23 protein-coding genes and 2 tRNA genes are annotated in these 24133 nt (G+C 63.7%); 12 read left to right on the top strand and 13 right to left on the bottom strand.

Translation table 11 applies throughout. The features are described 5' to 3' along the window. Nucleotides 1-393 precede the first annotated feature (393 nt). Nucleotides 394-2826 carry an Eco57I restriction-modification methylase domain-containing protein gene (locus IM784_RS08215; protein ID WP_199554834.1) on the top strand — a complete coding sequence of 811 codons (2433 nt, stop codon included), beginning with the start codon at nt 394-396 and terminating at the stop codon, nt 2824-2826. 7 nt (nt 2827-2833) lie between these two features. After that, nucleotides 2834-3583, top strand: a complete 750-nt coding sequence (locus IM784_RS08210) for a hypothetical protein (protein WP_199554833.1) — start codon at nt 2834-2836, stop codon at nt 3581-3583. Nucleotides 3584-3815: 232 nt separating this feature from the next. Here IM784_RS08210 and IM784_RS08205 read toward each other — a convergent pair whose 3' ends face one another. Together IM784_RS08205 and IM784_RS08200 are read right to left on the bottom strand one after the other, a co-directional pair. Continuing rightward, nucleotides 3816-5057 carry a tyrosine-type recombinase/integrase gene (locus IM784_RS08205; protein WP_199554832.1) on the bottom strand — a complete coding sequence of 414 codons (1242 nt, stop codon included), beginning with the start codon at nt 5055-5057 and terminating at the stop codon, nt 3816-3818. A 218-nt stretch (nt 5058-5275) separates the two neighbouring features. After that, nucleotides 5276-5351: transfer RNA gene (locus tag IM784_RS08200), tRNA-Thr, on the bottom strand. Between the two features lie 102 nt (nt 5352-5453). Between IM784_RS08200 and folE the strand changes: the two genes are divergently transcribed. The 9 genes from folE (at nt 5454) to IM784_RS08155 (ending at nt 13957) form a co-directional block, all read left to right on the top strand. After that, the gene (gene folE, locus IM784_RS08195) at nt 5454-6080 is read left to right on the top strand and encodes a GTP cyclohydrolase I FolE (protein ID WP_199554831.1); all 627 of its coding nucleotides are present in this window, start codon (nt 5454-5456) and stop codon (nt 6078-6080) included. Nucleotides 6081-6085: 5 nt separating this feature from the next. Continuing rightward, nucleotides 6086-7429 (top strand): 30S ribosomal protein S12 methylthiotransferase RimO, encoded by a 1344-nt coding sequence (rimO, locus tag IM784_RS08190; RefSeq protein WP_235976702.1) that lies wholly within the window; start codon nt 6086-6088, stop codon nt 7427-7429. 8 nt (nt 7430-7437) lie between these two features. Then, nucleotides 7438-7962, top strand: a complete 525-nt coding sequence (locus tag IM784_RS08185; protein WP_235976695.1) for a methylated-DNA--[protein]-cysteine S-methyltransferase — start codon at nt 7438-7440, stop codon at nt 7960-7962. 23 nt (nt 7963-7985) lie between these two features. Continuing rightward, nucleotides 7986-10271: a spermidine synthase gene (locus tag IM784_RS08180; RefSeq protein ID WP_199554830.1), complete on the top strand. Its 2286-nt coding sequence runs from the start codon at nt 7986-7988 to the stop codon at nt 10269-10271. A gap of 72 nt (nt 10272-10343) precedes the next feature. Continuing rightward, a complete protein-coding gene (argC, locus tag IM784_RS08175) occupies nt 10344-11387 on the top strand; it encodes an N-acetyl-gamma-glutamyl-phosphate reductase (RefSeq protein ID WP_199554829.1) in 1044 nt (347 codons plus the stop codon). Next, nucleotides 11387-11923, top strand: coding sequence for a GNAT family N-acetyltransferase (locus IM784_RS08170; protein ID WP_199554828.1), 537 nt, complete (start codon nt 11387-11389; stop codon nt 11921-11923). The genes argC and IM784_RS08170 overlap by 1 nt, the downstream gene beginning before the upstream one ends. Continuing rightward, on the top strand, nt 11920-12450 hold the full coding sequence (locus IM784_RS08165; RefSeq protein WP_199554827.1) for a GNAT family N-acetyltransferase: 531 nt from the start codon (nt 11920-11922) through the stop codon (nt 12448-12450). The genes IM784_RS08170 and IM784_RS08165 overlap by 4 nt, the downstream gene beginning before the upstream one ends. Then, the gene (locus IM784_RS08160; protein WP_199554826.1) at nt 12450-12968 is read left to right on the top strand and encodes a gamma carbonic anhydrase family protein; all 519 of its coding nucleotides are present in this window, start codon (nt 12450-12452) and stop codon (nt 12966-12968) included. The genes IM784_RS08165 and IM784_RS08160 overlap by 1 nt, the downstream gene beginning before the upstream one ends. Nucleotides 12969-12979: 11 nt before the next feature. Beyond that, complete coding sequence (locus IM784_RS08155) at nt 12980-13957, top strand: Gfo/Idh/MocA family protein (RefSeq protein WP_199554825.1); 978 nt, start codon at nt 12980-12982, stop codon at nt 13955-13957. Between the two features lie 74 nt (nt 13958-14031). On the opposite strand, the gene IM784_RS08150 is transcribed toward IM784_RS08155, so the two are convergent. Then, nucleotides 14032-14108: transfer RNA gene (locus IM784_RS08150), tRNA-Pro, on the bottom strand. Nucleotides 14109-14141: 33 nt separating this feature from the next. Between IM784_RS08150 and ccmA the strand changes: the two genes are divergently transcribed. Continuing rightward, on the top strand, nt 14142-14720 hold the full coding sequence (ccmA, locus tag IM784_RS08145; protein ID WP_199554824.1) for a heme ABC exporter ATP-binding protein CcmA: 579 nt from the start codon (nt 14142-14144) through the stop codon (nt 14718-14720). Between the two features lie 57 nt (nt 14721-14777). On the opposite strand, the gene IM784_RS08140 is transcribed toward ccmA, so the two are convergent. The 10 genes from IM784_RS08140 to clpA all read right to left on the bottom strand — a co-directional run bounded on the left by IM784_RS08140 (nt 14778) and on the right by clpA (nt 23947). After that, nucleotides 14778-15707 (bottom strand): cation diffusion facilitator family transporter, encoded by a 930-nt coding sequence (locus IM784_RS08140; RefSeq protein ID WP_199554823.1) that lies wholly within the window; start codon nt 15705-15707, stop codon nt 14778-14780. A 47-nt stretch (nt 15708-15754) separates the two neighbouring features. Then, nucleotides 15755-17026, bottom strand: coding sequence for an OprO/OprP family phosphate-selective porin (locus tag IM784_RS08135; RefSeq protein ID WP_199554822.1), 1272 nt, complete (start codon nt 17024-17026; stop codon nt 15755-15757). Nucleotides 17027-17116: 90 nt separating this feature from the next. After that, complete coding sequence (ychF, locus tag IM784_RS08130; protein WP_199554821.1) at nt 17117-18217, bottom strand: redox-regulated ATPase YchF; 1101 nt, start codon at nt 18215-18217, stop codon at nt 17117-17119. Beyond that, entirely contained in the window at nt 18217-18768 is a 552-nt protein-coding gene (locus IM784_RS08125; RefSeq protein WP_199554820.1) for a GNAT family N-acetyltransferase, read from the bottom strand. Before IM784_RS08125 ends, ychF begins: the two co-directional genes overlap by 1 nt. Then, a complete protein-coding gene (gene pth, locus IM784_RS08120; protein WP_199554819.1) occupies nt 18765-19334 on the bottom strand; it encodes an aminoacyl-tRNA hydrolase in 570 nt (189 codons plus the stop codon). The genes IM784_RS08125 and pth overlap by 4 nt, the downstream gene beginning before the upstream one ends. Before the next feature lie 114 nt (nt 19335-19448). Continuing rightward, entirely contained in the window at nt 19449-20057 is a 609-nt protein-coding gene (locus IM784_RS08115) for a 50S ribosomal protein L25/general stress protein Ctc (protein ID WP_199554818.1), read from the bottom strand. 99 nt (nt 20058-20156) lie between these two features. Next, complete coding sequence (locus IM784_RS08110; RefSeq protein ID WP_199554817.1) at nt 20157-20483, bottom strand: type II toxin-antitoxin system PemK/MazF family toxin; 327 nt, start codon at nt 20481-20483, stop codon at nt 20157-20159. Continuing rightward, on the bottom strand, nt 20484-20729 hold the full coding sequence (locus IM784_RS17420; protein ID WP_268920826.1) for an antitoxin MazE-like protein: 246 nt from the start codon (nt 20727-20729) through the stop codon (nt 20484-20486). Nucleotides 20730-20805: 76 nt separating this feature from the next. Further along, the gene (locus IM784_RS08100; protein ID WP_199554815.1) at nt 20806-21285 is read right to left on the bottom strand and encodes a pyridoxamine 5'-phosphate oxidase family protein; all 480 of its coding nucleotides are present in this window, start codon (nt 21283-21285) and stop codon (nt 20806-20808) included. A gap of 322 nt (nt 21286-21607) precedes the next feature. After that, nucleotides 21608-23947, bottom strand: coding sequence for an ATP-dependent Clp protease ATP-binding subunit ClpA (clpA, locus tag IM784_RS08095; protein ID WP_199554814.1), 2340 nt, complete (start codon nt 23945-23947; stop codon nt 21608-21610). Nucleotides 23948-24133 lie beyond the last annotated feature (186 nt).

Here is a 24133-nt window from a genome sequence, read left to right as displayed (position 1 = left end):
ATCTGGCGCACGACCCTGCTAGATGATGCGTCGTGGCGAAAAAACGAAGAACAATGCACAAATTTACCGTGCCCGAGATTCTGGGCTGGTAGCGCACCCTCTTTCGATTGCGGACCAAAAAGCCTGCATCGGTTACGCTGAGATTTTACGCGCGGACTGCACCGCCTTCCCAAAAGTTGGCGGCACCGACCGTCCCCTTCCCGGCAAGCCCGAACGGTGAACTCGACCAAGAGCAACAACTTCTTGCATTTTTGTTCTCTTTATGTTCTTATCGCCCAAGACGTATTGTGCCCGACGAACGCCCCAAATTGCCGTGAAAAAACTAGTGACAAAAGGCTTGTGGTCGGATTCGCAACAATGTAGTCGTCTGCATATTGTTTTTGAGGCGGCGAGATGTCGAACATTCAGAGTATCTGGTCGCAAGAACTGGGCTTGGCACTGTCGCCTTTGTTTGGCGATCACGATGCACGCACCGCGCATAGCGCTATGCTGGACGGCATAGCGGGGAGTTTTGTATTTTCGGACGCCACCGTACAAAACGGCTTTGATGATGCCGCAAGGGAACAGGGAGCGGATTGGTCTTGGTCTTCCATGATGCGGCATCATGTCCTGCTCGAGCAGAACCAGGTGACGGTCTCTTTTTCCAATCGGCGCGGGACCCAGGCCATCACTCGGACGTCGGTGGAGCAAGACCTGAACGGTTTTCTGGCGTATCTGGAGCGTTCGAGTTCCAGCAGCGATGACGTGGTCGATCATGTAATCGGAAGTTTTCAGGCTTTGCGCGCGGTGTCGGCCGGATGCGCCGATGAACAGCTCACAGCATTCCTTGCTCTTCTTTCGCTCAAGCTTTCAAATCCTCAGGCCGGCGCGGCCGATCTCGCGGGAATGCTGGCAAACCTAGATGATGTCGCGACCGAATTCGACCTGTCACCTGACAATATGGGCGCCGCACAAATCACGGAAGATGTCGCGGCGCGGTTTTTCGAACAGCTGTTGACCAACGGCCAGAACGGCCGCGCGCTCAACATCGATTTGACAGTGCGACATGCCGGCGCCGAACTCTTTCAAGCGGCTCAGCTGGTTCCTCCTCCTCCGACTGGGCAGGGGCAGCTTTTTGGATTGCCGAGTGTCCGGATCTCGGTGCGCCCTCATTCGCTCAAAGGCGTGGCTTATACGCCGATCGGACTTGCGCGCATCCTTGCCGAACAGAGCGTGGCCATTCGCCTGCGCCCCGGAATGATTTCGCTCACAGTGGCGGATTATGCATGTGGCTCGGGCTCATTTCTTACTGAGACCATCGCGGCGCTGGGGCGCCTAGGTTGGGCTGGCGAGCTTCATCTCGTTGGCTATGACATCTCACCGACTGCGGTCACCTGCACAAAGTTCGCCATTGCCTGCGCAAAGCGCGACCATCCTAGCATCACTGTGACCTCACTGATCGAGCAACGCGACTTTCTCGATCCCGATTTTGTGCCGGTTGCGGCGGACGTCGTGCTCATGAATCCGCCATATCAGTCCTGGCTCGATATGGGCAAAGACCAGCAAGATCGACTGCGAACAGTGCTGGGCGAGGCCTATCGCAACAGGCCCGATCTCAGCATCGCGTTTGTCGAGCGAGCCCTGCATGCCGCAAAGCCGGGCGCAATTCTCACAAACTTGCTGCCGGTCGGGGTCGTGGCTGGAGAGTCCGCTGCCGCTTGGCGCAACAGTGTCTTGGAGAAGGCAGCGCCCCGGATGATCGCTGTCCTTGGCGACCATACGCTTTTCCGGTTCGCGACGGTCAATGTCGCTGCGGTCATGCTCGAGAAAGGCGCAAATCTCGATGAAGCAGACGCTGGCACCAGAATGATCTGGGCTTCAGAAACGACGGGTGCTGCGTCGGCCGCCTTGCGCCAATTGCGTCGCGAGCCGTCGGCGGTCGTCGCCAAAAACGGTGCGCCGTCACAGCCCTGGAGCGTTTATCGGCTCTTTTCAGACGAGATCGCCGATCGGGCCAATTGGCTGCCGGCTCCGCGGTTGCTTCCGCCGCAAGCGTTCGAGAAGCTTCGTCAGCTCGACACACGAATCGATGACCTGTTCGACATCAAGACTGGCGTCCGAGCCGGACATCGCGAAGCTCTCATCATATCGGAAGAAGATCTGCAGCAGTTGCCAAAGTCTGAGCGCAATGGCTTCCGTCCAGTTGCAGAAAAGCAGGATATTGTAGGGGGAGAAATCTCGCCCTCTTCTTACTATTTCGAGGCCGGTAGCGATATTCAAACCGAGGAAGAACTCAGAGCTAAGTTCCCCCGCTATCTGGAGACGCACCTGGAGAGCGCAAAGGCGTTTCTCGCCGGTCGCAAGAGAACCGGCGAGCGCTGGTGGCTACCTTCCGAAGCTCGCAATTCCTGGCGCCAAAGCGACGAACCGCGCATCGTTAGCCGGCAATGGGTCAAAAACGACGGCTTTGCCGTCGACGAGCATGGTCGATATGCGGTGGTGCAAGGTTATGCTTGGTTTCCCAAGCGACGGCTCAAATTGGAGGCTACCCGCGCTTTTGGCGGCGACGGGCTCGTTGAGACTTTGCAGCTCTACTGCGTGCTTTTCTCCTCAGACGTTTTTTTCCAGGTCGCGCGCGAATATTCCACCAACTCTTCGGGCGGTCAGATCAATCTGCAGCAGAACCTGATCAAGAAAATCCCGGTTCCGCTCATCCCTGAGCTGCTGGTGACGAGCCCCGGTCTTGGTGACGAGATCGCAAATTGGGACAGGAAGTTCCCTGATATTCGCGCCCGTAACGAGTTCGCTGCGCGCTGCTACGGGTTCGATCTGAGCGCGCTGGACTAAGCCCGACATGGAAAAGCCGCTGATTGTCGATCAGAAGGAGCTGCATCAGTTTCACACGTCCATCGGGGGCGATGTCCGGACCGCCTTCGAGCTCGGCAACAACCGGCACCTCAATTGCCAGAAATACGCGGCCATGGGCGCCCAGACCGTGGACAGTTATCGTCTGGTGGACAACTCGGAGTATGGTGCCCGAGCTCGCAATCTGCGGGGAAACGATATCGACGTGTTCCCGGTCCCGATGGATCGCAGCGAGGTGTTGATGGTCGGGGTCTCATTTGATTGGGCGGGCTCGGGCAAGAAGTTTCGCTTTTGCAGCGCGCAGATCATTGTGTTTTCAGGCCGCAAGCGGCCGGGCAGCAGGAAACTCGAAATCGAAGGCGACGCACGTCAACTGTTGCGCTTAGAATGGGTTGGGCGCAGCGATTCCGGATCATTTGAGGCGTTGGTCCATGCACATCCACATTGGCAAGTAGATGCAATGCCCGGCTTCTCGGCTGCGCCTGCGATTCCCACCGAACCGCAGGTTATTGATTTGGCTGAACTGAACGAGGAGAAAGCGCCTGCGTGCAAGACCTGGCTATCCCACCTTCATTTACCCGCTGCCGCCATCGGCTGGATGAAGGGCGAGGGCTGGAAGGGCGACCACAATGATTGCACCACCCACGCAAATTCGCCGGCTTCAATTGCTGAATTGCGCGCTTGGGTGGGTTCGGCGGCACGCTATCTCAATCACCAACTGCAGAATGCTGTAACATAACCCGTACTTCGGGAGCAAGTGCGACCCAGAGAGCTTCCGCAAGACGCTGGCAACGACCTACCCGTGCCTACGACACGCAGGCTCATGTACACCGCGGAGATGGCGACGCTCACGACACGTAACGCCTGCACGAAATCAGTTCGAACAATCTGAATGAATGACCGGTTCCGGGTGGGGGAATAAGCGGCGCGAATGTCCGAGATGTTGGCGAAATGTGAAGGTCAAAAAGCAATCAACGTTTGCCACCGGCCTTTCTGGAGCTTTTGCGCTCATCCCGCCCTTCTTCGCGCAATTCGTCCAGATAGTCCGACCACCATTGTGCCATCTCGACCCGCTCCTTCCAATGCGCGCCCCGGTGATAGGCCGCCCGGATCCTGTCCTTGTCGCCATGGGCAAGTGCCCGCTCGATCGCGTCCGACGACCATTTTCCGGATTCATTGAGCAACGTGCTGGCCATTGCCCGGAAGCCGTGTCCCGTCATTTCCTCGCTCTTGTAGCCAAGACGCCTGAGGCCACCATTGATGGTGTTTTCGCTCATGGGTCGCTTCCGGCTGCGCACTGACGGGAACACGTAACCAGAGTACCCCGTAATCGACCGCATCTCTTTCAGCAGCTCAAGCGATTGTCGTGAAAGCGGGACATGGTGTGGCTTGCGCATTTTCATCTTCTGCGCCGGTATCGTCCACACAGAGGTTTCGAAATCGATCTCCTTCCATTCGGCATGGCGGAGTTCGCCCGGTCGAACGAATGTGTGCGCTGCCAGCTGCAACGCCTGCTTGGTGATACCAAACCCTTCATAGCCGTCGATTGCGCGCAGCAATTCGCCGACACCGTCAGGCTCCAGGATCGCGGCATAATGGGTGACCCGCGGCGTTGCGAGCGCCCCCTTCAAATCCCGAGTAGGGTCCGATGGAAGTCTCGCAGTGGCGACTGCATAGCGGAATACGGCGCTGGCCAGTTGAAGGGCTCGACGGGCACTCTCCAGCTTCTTACGCTTCTCCAGCTTGCGACATGCCTTGAGCACATCGATCGGTGCGATGTCCGTCACAGGCAGGTGCCCGATTGAGCCATGCAGATGGGCCAGCAGAAACGTGCAGCGCTTAGCCGTGGCAGGAGCCCACGGCCTGTACCCATCCGTCCTGCGTCGCTCACAATATTCAGCGGCAACCAGCTCGAACGTGTTTGTTGCGAGCAGCTGCGCTTCCTGAATTGCCTTCTGTTTTTCCCGTACCGGGTCTTTGTGTGCTGCCAGTTGCTCCTTGGCCGCCACGCTCCTTTTTCGGGCTTCCCGAAGGCTGATATCCGGGTAATTTCCGATACTTAGCTTTCCCTCACGGCCAAGCCTCCGGTACTTTTGCCGCCAGTATTTGGAGCCGTTTGGCTGCACCAGCAGATACAGGCCCCCACTATCGGTCATTTTATACGGCTTTTCACGCCCTTTTGCGGCCCGAATTGCGATTTCCGTGAGCGCCATAACAATCTGAACTCCCACATAAAAACCTCGATTTGGGGGCCACAGAATCGGGAGGCAAAAAGTGGCCCCCAATTTGGCCCCCAAAAGGCCCCAAAAGTGGCCCCCAAATGACGTTGGCTGCAGCTGGACGTCAGCGAACTTCACTGGCCGATATGTAGGAAAATACGCCTGTTTTCCGTGGGTTGCAATGACACGGGTGGACGTCGGCGGACGTGAAATGGTGCCGGCTGCAGGAATCGAACCCGCGACCCCCTGATTACAAATCAGGTGCTCTACCAACTGAGCTAAGCCGGCCGTCGGGGCGCCATAGGGCAGGGGTCTGGGCGGTGCAAGATGGCCGGCATTGCCCCGTTGGCGCCTTGTCCCTAGATAGGCGCCTTAACGGATTGGCGGGCAATGGCGGATTTTCACCTTCACGACGATGAAACCCTGAACGGAGCGGACCGCGATGCGGCCATTCCGACCGAGGTGCTGGAGGCCGTTCGGACGTTGATCCGCTGGGCGGGGGATGATCCGGCGCGCGAGGGGCTGATCGATACGCCGGGGCGCGTGGCGCGCGCCTATCGCGAGTATTTCGAGGGCTATCAGGTTGATCCGATGGCGCATCTGGCGCGCACCTTTGAAGAGGTGGGGGGCTATGACGAGATCGTGCTTTTGCGCGACATCCCGTTTCAGTCCCATTGTGAACATCATATGGCGCCGATCATCGGCAAGATTCACATTGCCTATCTGCCGAGCGATCGGGTGGTGGGCATCTCCAAGCTGGCCCGCGTGGCGCTGGGTTTTGCCCGGCGGCTGCAGGTGCAGGAACGGCTGACCGCCGAGATTGCCGATACCATCCAGGCCGGGCTCGATCCGCGCGGGGTGGCCGTGGTGATCGAGGCGACGCATGCCTGCATGTCGGCGCGCGGGGTTCATACCTCTGGCGTGACGATGACGACGAGCCGGATGATGGGAGTTTTCCGTGATGACGAGCGCAGCCGCAAGGAAGTGCTGATGCTGATGAAAATTGGATCTTCCTGAGAGCCATGACCGACGTTGTTGACCTTGTTGCCCCCAAGACCGTGGGGATGGTTTCGCTTGGCTGCCCCAAGGCGCTGGTCGATTCCGAGCGCATCCTGACCTCGCTCAGGTCGGAGGGGTATCGCCTGTCTCCGGACTATGCCGGGGCGGATGTGGTGATCGTGAACACCTGCGGTTTCCTGGACAGCGCCAAGGCGGAGAGCCTGGAGGCGATCGGCGAGGCGATTGCCGAGAACGGACGCGTGGTGGTGACGGGCTGCATGGGCGCGGAAGCGGCGCAGATTACCGAGCGGTTTCCGCAGGTGCTGGCGGTGACCGGACCGCAGCAATATGAGCAGGTGGTGGGCGCCGTGCGCGAGGCGGCGCCGATGCCGCCGCAGCCGTTTCTGGACCTGGTGCCGGACGCCGGTTTGAAGCTGACGCCGCGGCACTACAGCTATCTGAAGATTTCCGAGGGCTGCAACCACCGCTGCGCCTTCTGCATCATTCCGAGCCTGCGCGGCGATCTGGTTTCGCGGCGGCCGGACGGGATTTTGCGCGAGGCGGAGAAGCTGGTGGCGGCCGGGACCCGGGAACTGCTGGTGATCAGCCAGGACACGTCGGCCTATGGGCGCGACCTCAGGCATGCGCGTTTCGGCAAGGACGAGCAGCGGGCGCATATCACGGATCTTGCTCGGGAATTGGGTAAGCTAGGTGCCCCCCATGATCCAGTTTGGGTGCGGCTGCACTATGTCTATCCCTATGCCAGCGTCGACGAGTTGATCCCGCTGATGGCGGAGGGGTTGATCCTGCCCTATCTGGACATTCCGTTCCAGCATGCCTCGCCCAATGTGCTGCGCAGCATGCGGCGGCCGGCGAACGAGGCGAAGGTGCTGGAGCGCATTGCGCACTGGCGTTCGATTGCGCCCGATATCGCCATCCGTTCCACCTTCATCGCGGGCTATCCGGGGGAGACGGAGGCGGACTTCCAGTATCTGCTGGATTGGCTGGACGAGGCGCAGCTGGATCGGGTTGGCTGCTTTGCCTATGAGCCTGTGTCGGGTGCAGCGGCGAACGAATTGCCCGGCGCCTTGCCGCGCGACGTGCGCGAGGAACGGCGCGACCGCTTCATGGAAAAGGCCGCAGCAATCTCTGCAGCAAAGCTGCAGGCGAAGATCGGGCGGACGCTGGACGTGATCGTCGATGAGGCGGACGGCGAGGGTGGCGTGACGGCGCGTTCGAAGGCGGATGCGCCGGAGATCGACGGGCATGTGCTGCTGCGCGATGCGCCCGATGCCAGGCCCGGCGATATCCTGAAGGTGCTGATCGAGGACGCCGACGAGTTCGACCTGTTCGGGGTGCCGGCCTGACGCGGCGCTTGTCCTCCATCGCCACGCCTGTGGGGACGATGGCGCTGGTGCACGATGCAGACGGCGTGCTGTGGGCGGCTGAATTCCGCACCGATCCGGCGCGGGTGCAGAAGAGCCTGGACCGGTTCGGATTGGGCGAGCCGGTGCCGGGCGAGACGCCGCGTGAGCTGGCCGATGCGTTTGCGGCCTATTTTGCCGGAGAGCTGCGGGCGCTGGAGGGTTTGCGGACCGGCAGTTTCGGCAGTGCGTTCGAGCGCGCCGTCTGGGCGGAGCTGCGACGGATTCCGGCGGGCGAAACGCGCAGCTATGGCGATATTGCGCGCGCCCTGGGCGGGGCTGCATCGGGGCCGGGACCGAATGCACGGGCGGTGGGAACGGCGAACGGCCGCAACCCGCTGGCGATCGTGGTGCCGTGCCATCGGGTGATCGGCGCCGATGGCAGCCTCACCGGCTATGCAGGGGGCCTTGCAGCCAAGGCCTGGCTGTTGCAGCATGAGGGCTGGAAACAAGAACAAATAGAATTATTCCCATAGGGGGTCCCGCGTTTATGCATGCCATGACTGCTCCGGAAGATGCTGCTCCGGGCATTGCCACGCGCCTGCCGATCAGGCCGTTGTTCACCGGAATCGTGTTTCTGGGCAGTTTCCTGCTGTTCCTGATCCAGCCGCTGTTTGCGCGGGCGGTGTTGCCGGTGCTGGGCGGTTCGCCGAGCGTCTGGAACACGGCGATGCTGTTCTATCAGGCGACGCTGCTGCTGGGCTATGGCTATGCGCATGTGCTGCAGCGCTTCCCGTTTCGGGTGCAGGCGATCACGCATGTGGGGGTGCTGGCAGTAGCGGCGCTGACCTTGCCGATTGGAATTGCGTCGCTGGGTGGCGCCGATACCGGCAATGCAGCCGCCTTCTGGCTGCTGCAGTTGTTGGCGATGTCCATCGGGCCGGTATTCTTCGCGGTTTCGGCGCAGGCGCCCTTGATGCAGGCCTGGTTTGCGCGGTCGCCCGACCCGGCGGCGGCCAGCCCCTATTTCCTCTATTCGGCGTCGAATGCGGGATCGTTGCTGGGGCTTCTCGCCTATCCGTTCGTGCTGGAGCCCTTTACCGGGCTGCCCTTCCAGCAGAATTTCTGGTCGGTCGGCTATCTGGCGCTGCTGGGGCTGGTGGCGCTGGGCGGGGTGATGGTGGTGAAATCAGGCGTGCGCGCCCCGGCGACGGCGCCCGATACGGTTTCCGAGCGCGGAGCGCGGCCGGTGACCTGGGGCCGGCGCCTGCATTGGGTGCTGCTGGCAGCGGTGCCGTCGGGGCTGATGCTGAGCACGACCACGCATATCACCACGGATATCATGGCGATGCCGTTGCTGTGGGTGCTGCCGCTGGCGGCCTATCTGATCAGCTTCATCCTGGTTTTCTCGGCGAGGGGCGCGCTGGCGACCAGATTGGCGATTGCCATCTCGCCGGCGGCGTTGATGTTCAGCGCGCTGGGCATGCTGGCGGTTGGCCAGGCGACGACTTTCTATGGGCTTGCCTCCCTGCTGACGCTGCTGGTGGTGGCGACAGCGCTGCACGGAACGCTGGCGGCGGATCGTCCGCCGGCCGGCAAGCTGACGGAATTCTATCTGTGGATGTCGGCCGGCGGCGTGGTGGGCGGACTGTTCCCGGCGCTGATCGCGCCGCAGCTGTTCGACTGGGTGTATGAGCATCCGATCCTGCTGCTGGCGGCGGCGCTGCTGATCCCGATGCCGCCGCTCCGGAAATGGATCGGCGACCTGTGGAAGGGCAAGGGGCTGGCGTCGCGGGCGTTGCGCATCCTGACGCCGGTGGTGACGTTGATCCTGGGCTGGTGGCTGGGCGCTTCGTTCAACATCGTCGATCCGACATTGCTGCAGACGCTGGGGCTGCTGGCGCTGGTGGGGCTGGGCATATTGGCGATCGGGCGCCCGATCATGTTCACCTGGACGCTGGCGATGCTGATGCTGGCGCTGGGCGGCTGGCAGCAAATCGACATTTCCACCATCGAGAAGGCGCGGCAGCGCAGCTTCTTCGGCGTCTATACCATCCAGAACAGCAAGTCGACGCAGACGCGGAGGCTGCTGCACGGAACGACGCTGCACGGGGCGCAATCGCTGGATCCGGCGAAATCGCGCATGCCGCTCACCTATTATGCGCCGGAAAGTGGCGTGGGGCTGGCGATGCGGACGGCGCCGAGCCTGTTTGGTGCCAACGCCCGGATCGGCGTGGTGGGGTTGGGCACGGGCAGCCTCAGCTGCTATGCGACCCCGAGCGAGAACTGGACCATCTTCGAGATCGATCCGCTGATGGTGGAGCTGGCGACGGACCCGGCCGTGTTCTCGTTCATCAGCCAGTGCAAGCCGGATGTGCGGATCGTGCTGGGGGATGCGCGGCTGAAGCTGGCCGAAGAGCCTGCATCGCGCTTCGACATCCTGGCGGTTGACGCCTTTTCCTCTGACGCGATTCCGCTGCACCTGCTGACGAAGGAGGCGTTCGAGACCTATCGGCGGACGCTGTCGCCAAATGGCGTGCTGCTGGTGCATGTGTCGAACCGCTTTATGGACCTGCGGCCGGTGGTGGCGGCGCTTGCCAGAGATATCGGCATGACTGCGCGCATGCGGACCTATGTGCCCTCCGACGCGGACAAGATGGAAAGCTATAACCCCTCCATCTGGATCGCGCTGACGCGGGACGACGCGGCGATGACGCGCTTTACCGAGGCGACGGCGGACAGCGCGGATTGGCTGCCGGTTCCCGCGCGTGACGATGTGCCGGCATGGACCGACGAATTTGCCTCGGTGCTGCCGGTTCTGAAGATCTTCGGGTTCGAGCAATAGGCCTGCGGTTTTTGCCCGGCATTCCCATTCGGATGATTACATCCGCGTGGGACATGTTCTAGGACGGATCGCATGACAGACAAGGTTCGGATCGCGGTTCTGGGGGCTTCGGGGTATACGGGGGCCGATCTGGTGCGCCTGGCGTTGACGCACCCGCGGGTGGAAGTGGTGGCGCTGGCGGCGAACCAGAAAGCGGGGCAGACGATGGCCGGCATCTGGCCGCATTTCGCGCCCTATCTGCACTTGCCGACGCTGGTGCGCGCCGACGCGGTGGACTGGAGCGGGATCGACGCGGTTTTTGGCTGTTTGCCGCATGCCGCCTCTGCCGAATTGCTTTCGACGCTGACGGATACGCGCATCATCGACCTTTCCGCCGACTTCCGGTTGAACGATGCCGAAACCTATGGCGAGTGGTATGGGGTGACGCATCCCGCGCCGGAGCTGCTGTCGCGGGCGGTCTATGGGCTGACGGAAATGGCGCGGCCGAAGCTGCGCGATGCGAATCTGGTGGCTTGCCCGGGCTGCTATCCGACGGCGGCGCTGCTGTCGCTGCTGCCGCTGGCGGAGGCCGGGCTGATCCGGGAGCGTAACATCACCATCAATGCGCTTTCCGGCGTCACCGGCGCCGGACGGGGCCTGAAGGAAACCAACCTGTTCGCCGAAGTCTCCGAGGCGGTGGCGCCCTATGGGCTGGGCGGGCACCGGCATATGCCGGAGATCGAGCAGGAACTGGGCAAGGCGTTTGGCGCGGGCGTTACGATCAGCTTCGTGCCGCACCTGCTGCCGATGAACCGGGGCGAACTGGAAACCATCATCGTCGAGCTGGCGGACGGACGCACGGTTGCCGACCTGCGCCAGTGCCTGGACGCGCGTTATGCGGAGGAGCCGTTCGTGCATGTGCTGCCCGAGGGTCTGGCGCCGGCGACGCGGATGGTGCGCGGTTCCAATCATATGGTGGTGAACGTCTTTGCCGACCGGGTGCCGGGCCGGGCCATCGTGGTCGCCGCCATCGACAATCTGGTGAAGGGCTCTTCGGGACAGGCGATCCAGAACATGAACGTGATGTTCGGCCTGCCCGAGACGATGGGGCTGGAAGCGGCCCCGTTGTTTCCCTGATGGAAACCGGCCGGCTGCTGCTGCGGCCGTGGACCGATGCCGATCTGCCGGTGCTGGCATCCTTCAGCCTGGACCCGGTGCTGATGCGCCATTTCGGGAAGACGGAGCTGCTGGACGACAGTGTGGAGCGGCTGGAACGCATGGAGCGCTTCCGGCGGGAGCTGGGATATAGTTTCATGGCGGTGGTGCGGAAGGAAGACGGCGCCATCATCGGCAATTGCGGGCTGAAGCCGATTACCCTGCCGCCTGAGGTGCTGCCGGGTGCGCGGGCAGACGATGTGGAGATCGGCTGGCTGTTTCGGCAGGACTGCTGGGGGAAGGGCTATGCCCTGGAGGCGGCGAGCGCGGCGATGGCCTGGGGGCTGGAGCTGGCGCCGCGGGTGATTGCGATCACCGCTGAGACCAACGCGCCGAGCTGGGGATTGATGGAGCGGTTGGGGATGCGTCGGCTGGACGGATGGGATTTCGAGCATCCCGAAGTGCCCGAGGGGCATTTTGCGCGCCGGCATGTGGCCTATGGGAAGGAACGGGGATGATCGAGACGGAGCGGTTGATCCTGCGGGCCTTCCGGGAAGCGGACGGCGAGCCCTGGGCGGCGATGAATGCGGACCCGGCGGTCATGCAGCATTTCCCGGCGACGCTCTCCCGTGAGGAAGCGGATGCGGCCATGGAGCGGGTGAATCGCTCGATTGCCGAGCATGGCGTCGGCTTCTGGGCGCTGGAGCGCAAGGCCGATGGCCGGTTCCTCGGCTTTGCCGGGCTGAACCGGATCGGGCACGAGGATCTGCCGCTGTTCGGCATGTGGGAAGTGGGCTGGCGGCTGGCGCGCCACGCCTGGGGTCAGGGCTATGCAAGCGAAGCCGGGGCCACGGCGCTGTCCTATGGCTTTGATGTGAAGGGATTGGACCGCATCCTTGCCTATACCGCCGTCACCAATACGCCTTCGGAGGCGGTGATGCAGCGGCTGGGCATGGTGCGTGCGACAGAGATGGATTTCGATCATCCAAGGGTGCCGGATGAAAGCCCGCTGAAGCGGCATATCGTCTATGTGAAGAACGGCTGATGCCCGTGCATCCCTTCAATGGCGTGCTGCCGCGGATCGATCCGACCGCCTGGGTTGCGCCCGGTGCGCAGGTGCAGGGCGATGTGGTGATGGGGCCGGGATCGTCGCTGTGGTTCAACGTGGTGGTGCGCGGTGACGTGATGCCGATCCGCATCGGGGCGCGTTCCAACATCCAGGACGGCAGCATCGTGCATGTGTCGCGTGGGACCGCGGCGACGCATATCGGCGACGAGGTGCTGGTGGGGCATCTGGCTATCGTGCACGGCTGCACGTTGATGGACCGCAGTTTCGTGGGGCTGGGCGCGGTGGTGATGGATGGCTGCGTGATCGAGCCGGAGGGAATGTTGGGGGCGGGCGCCCTGCTGTCTCCGGGGAAGGTGATCGGGCCGCGCGAATTGTGGCTGGGCCGGCCGGCGAAAAAGGTGCGGCTGCTGAGCGACGAGGAGGTTGCGCGCAATGCGTTGGGGACTGCCGGATATGTCGAACTGGCCCGGTTGAATCGCGAGGCCGGGCTTTGATCCGCTGGGGCATGGTTGGCGGCGGGGGCGGGGCGAAGATCGGGCCGGTGCATCTGGCGGCAGCGCGGCAATCGGGGGCCTTCGAGCTGGTGAGGGCCGCGCCCTCGTCTCGGCCGGAGGTGGCGGCGACGACTGACTGGGGTTGCCCGGTGACTTCGGACTGGCGGGAGCTGCTGTCGGCCGGGCTGGAGGCGGTGAGCATTGTCACGCCGAACCATCTGCATATGGAGATGGCGCGCGCCTTCGATGCGGCGGGCGTGGCGGTGATCTGCGACAAGCCGCTGGCGCGGACGTTGGCGGAGGTGGCGGATTGGGCGCCTGCGCGGCCGTTTGTGGTGACCTATAATTATTCTGCCTATCCGGCGGTGCGCGAGGCGCGTCGGCTGGTGGCGGAGGGGGCTCTGGGCGAGTTGCAGCTGGTGCGGATCGGTTGGGCGCAGGATGGCCGGCTGAAGCCCGGCGCGGCCGAGGGGTGGCGGGCGGACCCGCTGCGGTCCGGGCCGGGCGGGACGCTGGGCGATCTGGGCACGCACTGCATCCATCTAGCGGAATTTGTGACAGGCGACCGGGTGATCGAGTTGAACGCGGAGGTTTCCGGCTTTCATCTGCCGCTGCCGACGGACGCGACGACGCTGTGGCGCTTTGCCGGAGGGGCGCGCGGCAGCCTGTGGGTGAGCCAGGTGGTGCCGGGTGGCGGCAAGGGGCTGGAGATGTGGCTGGCAGGGAGCAGGCGGAGCCTGCGCTGGCGGCTGGATTCGCCGGAGGAGCTGCAACTGCTGGAGGTGGCGGAGTTTGTGGGCGCCGCGCAGGCGGTGCCGATGGAGCGCTGGGATGCGTGCTTCACCGACGCCTTTGCGGGCCTCTATGCGGAGGCGGCGCGGGCGGTTCGCGGCGAGGCGTCGCTGGCGCCGGGATATGCGGACGGCGTGCGGGGGATGCGGTTTATCGAGGCGGCGCTGGCGTCGCGCGGGGCCTGGGTGGGGTTGTGACCAAGGACAGCGCAACGGAGCGACAGGATTGCTTTGGCAAATCCTGTCGTCACCGATGGTGGTCTGTGAGAAAATGGTCGGAGCGACAGGATTCGAACCTGCGACCCTCAGACCCCCAGTCTGATGCGCTACCAGGCTGCGCTACGCCCCGACGAGGCACGGGCCATAGGGAAGGCCTGCGCTGATGGCAAGTGCCGAATGCCTGCACGCGGAGAAGCTGGCACTCGTTCGCGGCGGGAGGCTGTTGTTCGAGCAGCTGTCGTTCAGCGTGCGGCCGGGGGAGGCCTTGCTGGTGACCGGGCGGAACGGGGCCGGGAAATCGTCGTTGCTGCGGCTGGTGGCCGGGTTGCTGGAGGCTTCCGAGGGTGTCGTGGCGAACCCGTTTGCGACGGCGCTGCTGGCGAGCGAACCGGCGTTGAAACCGGATCGGACGGTTGCGGCCGAGCTCGCCTTCTGGGCGGGGCTGGATGGGGCGGGCGCGGGAACCTTGCAGGCGGCGGCCGAGGCGATGGCGGTTACGGCGCTGATGGAGTTTCGCTGCGGGCAACTGTCCTCAGGGCAGCGGCAGCGGGTTGCGCTGGCGCGGACGATCGCCAGCGGGGCGAAACTGTGGCTGCTGGATGAGCCGTCGAGCACGCTGGACGCAGCATCGGAGATGCGCCTGCTGGACGCCGTGGCGGCCCATCTGGCGGCAGGCGGGTTGGTGATGGCGGCGACGCACCAGCCATTGCCTTTTCCGGGGGCACGGGAACTGGGGCTGTAGGAAGCTTCCGCATGGGTTTTCGGCAAGGCTGCTGGTTTGGCAGCATCGGCAGATGCCTCATAGCTCTGTCGGGTCGGCGGTGAAGATGATGGTAAGCCAGCGGTCCGGCCCGCGATCGCCGATGGCATCGCCGATTTCATAGCGCAGATCGTCATAATATTCGATGGTGCGGGGGGGCATTCCGGGTTTTGCCAGCACGGATATTTCGATGAAACGGGCGCGGCCGGTGGTGGTGACATAGCTTTCATAGCCGGCGTAGCCGTGGCGGGCGACGAATGCGTCCATCACCTTATGTACATGCGCGTCCAGTTCTGCGGGGACGATGCCGAAGATGTCGCGGAAGGCGAGGCGCGCGTCTTTCCACGGCACCGGCAGGATCGCAAGCGAGAGGATGGCGAGGATCGCCGGATCGACATACGGGATCCACGGTTCCAGCTGCGTGCCGCGCATCGCCCATGCGGTGCCGAAGGCCAGGAGCAGGGCGGCGGTGATGATGCCCGACATGGCCCACGCCTTCATGTCGAGCGCGACCAGGGAGGAGCCGATGCGTTCGTTCTGGCGCCGCATCCAGAACCATGTGGCGATGCAGATGACCACGACGATCCCGGCATAGCCGATGGCAGGGCCGAGATCGGGCGTGTGGCCGCCCGTCTGAATGCTCTGCAGGGCGCCGAGAAAGCCGAAGGCGACGAGCGTCATCAACACGGCCGCCTTCAGGGCGACCACCAAGGGTTCGAGGTGCCAGTAGCCGTATTGGAACTTCTGGTTGCTTTCCTGTGCCACGAGGCGGGCGACCACCAGCATCAGCCATGTGACGCCCGCGTCCGCCAGCGAAAACAGGCCATCGAACAGGATGGCGAGCGATCCGGAGAGCAGGCCGAAGATGACGCCCAGCGCCGCGATGAGGACGGTCGCCCAGATCGACAGCCGCAGAAGCGACGCCTCCAGCTCGCTTTTCAGCGCCGTTGCCCGTTCGACTGCCCCCATGGGTGCGAGTTTAGCGGACTATGGCGAAGCGGCACAATCGGCGAGGATCAATAAACCCATTGCAGCCGGGTCATCAGTGTGTCGGTCTGCCCCCGCTCGCCGAAGCGGTCGAGCCAGACATGGCCGTAGTGGAGGCCGAATTTCCAGCGCTGGGTGGCCCACCAGTTGTAGCCGGCGTCGATCCGGCGGAAACGGCCGCCATCCACCTGGCTGTCGCGCAGGTCGACATCGGACCAGCGGGCAATCAGTTCGTGCGCGCCCCAGCGGCCCTTGGGAACCACGCGCCGGGCATAGCCGACATTGCGGTCGTAGGGGCGGTGATCTCCGGTGAGGATCCAGCTTCCCGTGACGTACCAGCCGTCGAAACTGGGATTGCCCATCGTCGGCGCATCGACCCAGGCAGTGGTATATTCGCCCTGGACCGATATCGGCCCCAGCGCGAGCATGGCTTCCAGGCCCATGTGCAGGGCGCCGTCCGCGTCGAAGCTGCCGGTGTCGATGAAATTGTCGGAGGCGTTTGTGCCGGGCCGCCCCCTGTAGCGAAGCTCGCCTTTGGAGGCGACGTTGCGGAAGCTCGCGCCCACGTGCAGATAGTGGCTGTCGTCTGCGGGATCGTCCCAGACGAGCGCCGTCAGGCGGACGGAGCTGTCCACTCCGCGCCGCGCCGACTTCTTGGTGTCGATGTCCCAATCGTCGTTGTAGACGCCGAACGACAATGTCCCGCGCTTGTTCGGCCCCCAGACATGGGTGAAGCGCGCGCCGGTGTTGCGCGACACATAGAAGGGCGACAGCACCCGCTCGACCACCGGCAGGTTGGCGGAATCGCCGACCATCTCGTAGGCGAAGGTTTCCTTTGTCTTGCCCAGTGTCAGCTTCGACCTGTCCCCCTTGGCGAGGGTGATGCTGATGTCGGTCATCTGCCAGTCTTCGTTGGGATCGCTATCGAAGCCCTTGTATTCGCCCGAGACCTGGTAGGAGAGCTTGAAATCGCCGCTGCCGAAGGTGCCGAGGAAGCTGAGCCGAAGCGCGCGGATCTGCCACTTGTCCTCCTGCACGCCCAACTGGTCGACGCTGGCGTCATCTTGCCCGAAGGTGGTGTAGTCGCCGATGGCGACCACGCTGATGCGGAAGGGGTCGGGCTTTTTCCGCTCCTCTTGCCGGGGGACCGGATCGGGAATGCCATACTGGCCTACATCCTCCAGCAGCGACCTGTCGCCCGTGGCCGTGCCGATCGGCTCGTAGATGGAGGTCGTTTCCTGGGCCTGCGCGGTAGCGGCAGTCCATACGGCAACCAATGCAAGCAGACGTCTGATTGCCACTTTGGCTGCCCCCCGCCATTTGTCCTTGTCCACCCCAATAGATCACAATCAATTGGGGGTGCAGTATTTTCCAGTGGCCGGGAAATTTCCTTAATTACTGTGGAGGAAGTGCATCACATCGCCGTCCTGGACGATGTAGGTCTTGCCTTCGGCGCGCAGCTTGCCGGCTTCGCGGGCCTTGGCCTCGCCTCCGAGCGCGACGAAATCGGCGTAGGCGATGGTTTCGGCGCGGATGAAGCCCTTTTCGAAATCGCTGTGGATGACGCCGGCCGCGTTGGGGGCGGTGGCGCCCTTTTCCACCGTCCAGGCGCGGGTTTCCTTGGGGCCTGCGGTGAAGAAGGTGAGGAGGTGCAGAAGCTCGTAGCCGGCGCGGATGATGCGGGCGAGGCCGGTTTCGGCGAGGCCGAGGGCTTCCAGGAACTCGGGGCGGTCGGCCGCTTCCATGGTGACGATTTCGGCTTCGATGGCGGCGGAGATGACGACGGCTCCGGCGCCCTGCGCCCTGGCCATGGCGGCGACGCGTTCGGAGAAGGCATTGCCGGTGGCGGCCGAGGCTTCGTCGACGTTGCAGACGTAGAGGACGGGCTTGCCGGTGAGCAGCTGGGCCTGCGCGAGATGGCGCTTTTCGTCCGCGTCGGCGGCGACGGCGAGGCGGGCGGGCTTGCCGTCGCGCAGCAGATCGAGCGCCTTTTGCAGGGCGACGGCTGCAGTTTTCGCGTCCTTGTCGCCACCCTGGCCCTTCTTCGCGAGCGCCGGGACGCGGCGTTCGAGGCTTTCGAGATCGGCGAGCATCAGCTCGGTCTCGACGGTTTCGGCGTCTGCGACGGGGTCGATCCTGCCTTCGACATGGGTGATGTCGTCGTCCTCGAAGCAGCGCAGCACATGGACGATGGCATCGACTTCGCGGATGTTGGCGAGGAACTGGTTGCCCAGCCCTTCGCCCCTGGAGGCGCCGCGGACGAGGCCGGCGATGTCGACGAAACCGAGCTGGGTTTCGATGGTCTTGGCCGAGCCGGCGATCCTTGCGATTTCATCGAGGCGGACGTCGGGGACGCCGACGTTGCCGACATTGGGCTCGATGGTGCAGAAGGGGTAGTTGGCCGCCTGCGCCGCTGCCGTTTCGGTGAGCGCGTTGAAGAGCGTGGACTTGCCGACGTTCGGAAGGCCGACGATGCCGCAGCGGAATCCCATTATTCATCTCCTGTGCGGTCGAGCCGCTTTGTCATGCGTATCACCGGGAGCTGGACGCCGCCGGGCAGTGTTTCGGTGTAGGATCGATCGATCACCCAGCCGCGGCGGCTGTAGAGCCTTTCGCCGGCCAGTGTCGCCACCATTTCGGCGTGGGTGAATCCGGCGCCGCGCGCGGCGTCTTCGCAGGCATCGAGCAGGCGGCCGCCGAGGCCCTGCCGGGCGTGATCGGGGGAAACGAAAAAGGCGCGGATGCGGGCGGCGTCGATGCCGGGCTGCATGCGGGCCGTGGCGTCTGCCAGATGGTCGGCGCCGCCATAGGTTTTCGCGCGGAAGCTCCAGCCGCCGCAGGCTATGGCCTCGCCGTCGCGCTCGATGAGGAAATAGGTGCCGTCGGCGATCAGCATGGGATCGAGGCCGAAGGCAGTGCCGACCGCGACGTTCAGCACTTCGGGGGGATAGTCGGCTGCCTGCAGCTCGTGCGCGGAGCGGCGGATGAGGCTGGCGAGCGCGTCGGAATCGGCCTCGGTCGCCAGGCGGAGAATGTCGGTCATGGCTGCTGCCGGAGCGCCAGGTCGCTCATGAAGCGGGCATCGTCGCCGTCGGCGAGGATGGGGGCGAGATCGGCGATGTCGGCGAGCGTCTCGACGAGGGGCCGTTCTTCGGTTTTCGCGAAATTGCCGAGCACGTGCGGGGTGACGCGATCCTTGTGGCCCGGGTGGCCGATGCCGATGCGGACGCGGCGGAAATCGGGCGTGACGTGCTGGCTGATGGAGCGGATGCCGTTCTGGCCGGCCGCGCCGCCGCCGGTCTTCACCTTCACGCGGAAGGGGTCGAGGTCGAGCTCGTCGTGGAAGACGGTGAGGGCATCGGGGCCGAGCTTGAAGAAGCGCAGTGCTTCGCCGACCGAGCGGCCGCTTTCGTTCATGAAGGTCATCGGTTTCAGCAGGACGACCTTGTGCGTGCCGAGCCGGCCTTCGGCCGTGACGCCCTGGAAGCGGGCTTTCCACGGCGAAAAGCCGTGGGCGTGATGGATCACGTCCACCGCCATGAAGCCGACATTGTGGCGATGCTGGGCATAGGCCGGGCCGGGATTGCCCAGCCCGGCGAATACCAGCATGTCTTACGCCATGGCTCGATGCGCAAGGCGCATCGAGTTCGGCCTATCGGCCGGCGCGCGGTCGCGCTTGCGGCGTACCGCCGGGCGATAGGCTTTCATCGAAGGGCTTCGGTCTTAAGCGGCTGCTTCGCCCTCGGCTGCGTCTTCCTGGCTCTTCAGGCCCGATGGCGCAACGATGGTGGCGATGGTGAAGTCGCGGTCGATGACCGTCTTCACGCCCTTGGGCAGCTTCACCACCGAGATGTGGATCGAATCGCCCACATCGAAGCCGGTGACGTCGACGACGATGTCGTGCGGCACCGAACCGGCCGGGCAGCGCAGCTCGACCTCGTGGCGGACCACGTTGAGCACGCCGCCACGCTTCAGGCCGGGCGAGGCATGCTCGTTCTCGAATACGACCGGCACGTTGACGGTGATCAGCGAATCGTCGGTGACGCGGAGGAAATCCACGTGGATCGGACGATCGTTGACGGGGTGGAACTGCACGTCACGCGGAAGCGTGTGGTGGGTCTTGCCGTCGAGCTGGATCTCGACGACCGAATTCATGAAATGGCCCGTGTGGAGCAGCTTCGTCAGAAGCTTTTCCTCGACGTGGATGCTGATAGCAGCTTCCTTGTTGCCATAGATTACCGCCGGAACGCGGCCTTCCCGCCGCACCGCCCGAGAGGCTCCCTTGCCCGCCCGGTCGCGTGCTTCGGCGGTGAGCGTCAGCACATCAGACATGTTCTTCTCCAACTAATTTCGCCCGACACCTCCAGGGTGTGCCGGTTCGCGAAGCGGGGGCCTTTAGCGGGAAAGGCGATTCGGGGCAAGCTGCGCACCTCAGGCGAGGCCAAGAAAGACAATCATCGCTCGGCTCAGCTGCAGCAACTCGCCGTCGGTGATATGGCCGATCACGGAGTGGACGCGCTCCCGACGAACGGTCACCAACTTGTCGGTCATGGCCCAGGAGTGCGCCTTCAGTCCGTTTTCGGCATTGGGAGAAATCGCGATACGAAAAAGTCGTGCATCTATGTCTGTCGTGGTAAGTGGGCAGAGCGTGACCGATCCGGTGAGGTGGAACGCATCGGCCTGAACAATAATGGCTGGTCTCGGCTTGCCCGTAAAATCTCCGCCACCTGCAACGGTGACGACACTGCCACGCCGCACTTATTCGTCCCAGTCGGCGAGATTTTCCACGAACAGCTGATCATCGTACACGTCATCGGCGATGGCCGCCCGAGCGCTTTGCCGCTGAGCCATCGTTCGGAACCGAGCCGCCGCGAAGCGCGTCGAATGCATATCGGGAACCCAGAGCTCCACGCGACGCAGCCCCTGCGCTCTCAGGCGAGCGCAGGGGGCCGACGCATATCGGCGGGAAGCGCCCTTCGAACGGTTAGACGATGTCACACGCATAGCGATAAGCTAACATGCCGAATAGGACATCTCAATGAGCGCTGAGCTCTTGGCCACCCGCACGACCCTTGCGCCGTCAGAGCGCGACAGTGGCAACCTTGTCGGCATAATCCTTCTTGGGGTCGACGCCGAGCAGCATCTTCAGGCCGGCGAACAGGTTGTTCTCGTTTTCCCAGATCTTTGCCTCGTCCGCGTCGAAGCGAAGGAGGACCAGCTTGGGGTCTTCCTTGCCGCCTTCGTACCAGGCGGCGATGAATGGGTTCCACAGGCGGTCGATCACCGCCCGATCCATGTCCACCTGCAGGCGGCCTTCGATGGTGGCGAACAGCTTGTGATCCTTGGCTGCAAAGGTCGCGGTGGCGGGGCTGGCCTTGCCGGCATGTTCGACGATCGTGTTTTCCCTGGACGTGAAGAACCAGATCGGGCCGCCGGCCTCCTCGAACATGGCGGTCATCGGGCGGACGTGATCCTCGAACCGGTCGATGCCGAGCATCACGGTCCGGTCGGATTTCAGCGCCTTCCAGAAATTTTCTTCCAGTTGCTGCGGGGTCGGCATGGTTTCCTCCTTGCTGGCTACCCGGGTTTAACCGGGCAGCCAGGCTGAGGTTCCTAGGACGTGAACCCATAAACGGAAGGCGTTTTGATGGGTCAGGCAGGCGAAATCGGCGTTGGCGGCGGCCGAAAGCGGGGCTTTGCCCCCCGGTGAGGACGGCGACGGCGTTGATTTCGCCTGCCTGGCCCACCGAAGGCGCGGTTTTCAGACCCGATCCAGCGCTCGCTGCGCTTGCCAGCTACCTTCAGGTAGCCGGACTGCGCTTGCTCACTCGTCTCGGGGCTGAAAACCGCGTCAAAATGCCTTCCGTTTATGGGTTCACGTCCTACGCTTCGTCGGTGGACGGTGCCGGGAGTGCGGCCACCTTCTTCTTCCGCTTTGGCTTGGGTGCCGCCGGGATGATCTCGAAGGCGGGCCTGTCGTCCTTCACATGGACGCGGACCTCGCCGCCGTTGACCAGCTTGCCGAAGAGCAGCTCGTCGGCGAGCGGGCGCTTGATCGCCTCTTGAATGAGGCGGCCCAGCGGACGCGCGCCATAGAGCTTGTCGTAGCCGCGCTCGATCAGCCAGTCCTTGGCATCGTCTTCCAGCGCGATATGGACGTCGCGCTCGGCCAGCTGCAGCTCCAGCTGGAGGATGAACTTGTCGATGACGCGCGCCACGATCGATGGCGGCAGGTAATCGAACGGCACCGTTGCATCGAGACGGTTGCGGAACTCCGGCGTGAACATCCGCTTGATCGCTTCCTCGTCCTCGCCGACGCGCTGGGTGGCGCCGAAGCCGATGCCTTCGCGCGCCATGTCGGCGGCGCCTGCATTGGTGGTCATGATGAGGATGGTGTTGCGGAAATCCACCGTCTTGCCGTGGTGGTCGGTCAGCTTGCCGTTGTCCATCACCTGCAGCAGGATGTTGAAGAGGTCCGGGTGGGCCTTTTCGATTTCATCCAGCAGCAGCACGCTGTGCGGGTTCTGATCGACGGCATCGGTGAGAAGGCCGCCCTGGTCGAAGCCGACATAGCCCGGAGGCGCGCCGATAAGGCGGCTGACCGAGTGGCGCTCCATATACTCCGACATGTCGAAGCGGGTGAGCGGGATGCCGAGGATCGAGGCGAGCTGGCGGGCGACTTCCGTCTTGCCGACGCCGGTGGGGCCGGAGAAGAGATAGTTGCCGATCGGCTTGTTCGGTTCGCGCAAGCCCGCACGGCTGAGCTTGATGGCGCTTGCCAGCAGATCGATCGCCTTGTCCTGCCCGAACACGACGCGCTTCAGCTCGGCGTCCAGGTTCTGCAGCACCTTCTTGTCGTCGGTGGAGACGGATTTCGGCGGGATGCGCGCCATGGTGGCGACGACAGCCTCGATTTCCTTCACACCGATGACGCGCTTGCGCTTGGCCTCTGTCACCAGCATCTGCGCCGAGCCGGACTCGTCGATGACGTCGATCGCCTTGTCCGGCAGCTTGCGGTCGTTGATGTAGCGCGCGGAGAGCTCTACCGCCGACTTTATGGCGTCGGGGGTGTAGCGCACCTTGTGGTGCTTTTCGAAGGCGGGCTTCAGGCCGGTGAGGATCTTGATGGTGTCCTCGACCGTCGGCTCGTTCACGTCGATCTTCTGGAAGCGCCTGAGCAGGGCGCGGTCCTTCTCGAAGTGGTTGCGGAATTCCTTGTAGGTGGTGGAGCCGATGCAGCGGATGCTGCCGCCGCTGAGCGCGGGCTTCAGCAGATTGGAGGCATCCATTGCGCCGCCGGACGTTGCGCCGGCGCCGATCACCGTGTGGATTTCGTCGATGAAGAGAATGGCGTGGGGCAATTTTTCCAGCTCGGACACGACATTCTTCAGCCGCTCCTCGAAGTCGCCGCGATAGCGGGTGCCGGCGAGCAGCGCGCCCATGTCGAGCGCGTAGATGACGGCGGGCTTCAGCACGTCGGGGACATTGCCCTCGATGATCTTGCGGGCGAGGCCCTCGGCAATGGCGGTCTTGCCGACGCCGGGATCGCCCACATAGAGCGGGTTGTTCTTCGAACGGCGGCAGAGGATCTGAATAGTGCGGTCCACCTCGGCCTCGCGGCCGATGAGGACATCGATCTTTCCGGATTTCGCCTTGTCGTTGAGGTTGACGGTGAACTGCTTCAGCGCCGATTCCGGCTGCTTCTGGCGGCCTTCGCGTTTTTCCTCGCGCTGCTCGGTCTGTTCCTCGGCGCCCTTGGGCGATTTGGATTCGCTCATGCCGGCCGTCTTGGCGATGCCGTGGCTGATGTAGGAAACGGCGTCGAGGCGGGTCATGTCCTGCTGCTGCAGGAAATAGACGGCGTGGCTCTCGCGCTCGGAGAACAGGGCGACGAGGACGTTGGCGCCGGTCACTTCCTCGCGGCCGGACGACTGCACGTGCAGGATGGCGCGCTGCACGACGCGCTGGAAGCCGGCGGTGGGCGAGGGATCGACCGACGAGTCGGCCTTCAGGCTGCCCAGTTCGGTGTCGAGGTAGCGGGTGACCTGCGCGGAGAGTTCCTCGAGATCGACGCCGCAGGCCTTCATCACCACGGAGGCATGGGTGTCGGAAATGAGGGCGAGCAGCAGGTGCTCCAGGGTCGCATATTCGTGGCGACGGCGGCTGGCTTCGGCCAGCGCATTGTGGAGAGTGGATTCAAGGTCTCGGGAAAACGAGGGCATCTGACCTTCCTGACTTCCGGCCTTCGCCGGGTCCTGCAAACCAGCAAGCTGGTTTTCGGGGTGGGTGCCTCCGGAGCGGAGACTCCCGGTTACGACCCAATGTCACCATGCTTCAGCAAAAGTGCAAGGGGGCGCATGTCGCAGGGTGCGCAGCTTATGCGGGCGGAGCCTGGGAGATGGGCCCGA

The sequence above is a fragment of the Sandaracinobacteroides hominis genome (assembly GCF_016464365.1).
Taxonomy (GTDB): Bacteria; Pseudomonadota; Alphaproteobacteria; order Sphingomonadales; family Sphingomonadaceae; genus Sandaracinobacteroides; species Sandaracinobacteroides hominis.
The sequence above is the reverse complement of the archived record's forward strand: the minus strand, read 5'-3'. Positions and strand labels throughout refer to the sequence as shown.

Excerpts from the sequence above, each read along its gene's own strand:
- IM784_RS08210 (WP_199554833.1), top strand. The coding sequence starts at position 2,834 with ATGGAAAAGCCGCTGATTGTCGATCAGAAGGAGCTGCATCAGTTTCAC.
- ccmA (WP_199554824.1), top strand. The coding sequence starts at position 14,142 with ATGGCAAGTGCCGAATGCCTGCACGCGGAGAAGCTGGCACTCGTTCGC.
- clpA (WP_199554814.1), bottom strand. The coding sequence starts at position 23,947 with ATGCCCTCGTTTTCCCGAGACCTTGAATCCACTCTCCACAATGCGCTG.
- IM784_RS08140 (WP_199554823.1), bottom strand. The coding sequence starts at position 15,707 with ATGGGGGCAGTCGAACGGGCAACGGCGCTGAAAAGCGAGCTGGAGGCG.
- IM784_RS08160 (WP_199554826.1), top strand. The coding sequence starts at position 12,450 with ATGCCCGTGCATCCCTTCAATGGCGTGCTGCCGCGGATCGATCCGACC.
- IM784_RS08115 (WP_199554818.1), bottom strand. The coding sequence starts at position 20,057 with ATGTCTGATGTGCTGACGCTCACCGCCGAAGCACGCGACCGGGCGGGC.
- IM784_RS17420 (WP_268920826.1), bottom strand. The coding sequence starts at position 20,729 with ATGCGTGTGACATCGTCTAACCGTTCGAAGGGCGCTTCCCGCCGATAT.
- IM784_RS08100 (WP_199554815.1), bottom strand. The coding sequence starts at position 21,285 with ATGCCGACCCCGCAGCAACTGGAAGAAAATTTCTGGAAGGCGCTGAAA.
- folE (WP_199554831.1), top strand. The coding sequence starts at position 5,454 with ATGGCGGATTTTCACCTTCACGACGATGAAACCCTGAACGGAGCGGAC.
- ychF (WP_199554821.1), bottom strand. The coding sequence starts at position 18,217 with ATGGGATTCCGCTGCGGCATCGTCGGCCTTCCGAACGTCGGCAAGTCC.
- IM784_RS08170 (WP_199554828.1), top strand. The coding sequence starts at position 11,387 with ATGGAAACCGGCCGGCTGCTGCTGCGGCCGTGGACCGATGCCGATCTG.
- IM784_RS08180 (WP_199554830.1), top strand. The coding sequence starts at position 7,986 with ATGACTGCTCCGGAAGATGCTGCTCCGGGCATTGCCACGCGCCTGCCG.
- rimO (WP_235976702.1), top strand. The coding sequence starts at position 6,086 with ATGACCGACGTTGTTGACCTTGTTGCCCCCAAGACCGTGGGGATGGTT.
- IM784_RS08155 (WP_199554825.1), top strand. The coding sequence starts at position 12,980 with ATGGTTGGCGGCGGGGGCGGGGCGAAGATCGGGCCGGTGCATCTGGCG.
- pth (WP_199554819.1), bottom strand. The coding sequence starts at position 19,334 with ATGCTGGTATTCGCCGGGCTGGGCAATCCCGGCCCGGCCTATGCCCAG.
- IM784_RS08215 (WP_199554834.1), top strand. The coding sequence starts at position 394 with ATGTCGAACATTCAGAGTATCTGGTCGCAAGAACTGGGCTTGGCACTG.
- argC (WP_199554829.1), top strand. The coding sequence starts at position 10,344 with ATGACAGACAAGGTTCGGATCGCGGTTCTGGGGGCTTCGGGGTATACG.
- IM784_RS08125 (WP_199554820.1), bottom strand. The coding sequence starts at position 18,768 with ATGACCGACATTCTCCGCCTGGCGACCGAGGCCGATTCCGACGCGCTC.
- IM784_RS08165 (WP_199554827.1), top strand. The coding sequence starts at position 11,920 with ATGATCGAGACGGAGCGGTTGATCCTGCGGGCCTTCCGGGAAGCGGAC.
- IM784_RS08205 (WP_199554832.1), bottom strand. The coding sequence starts at position 5,057 with ATGGCGCTCACGGAAATCGCAATTCGGGCCGCAAAAGGGCGTGAAAAG.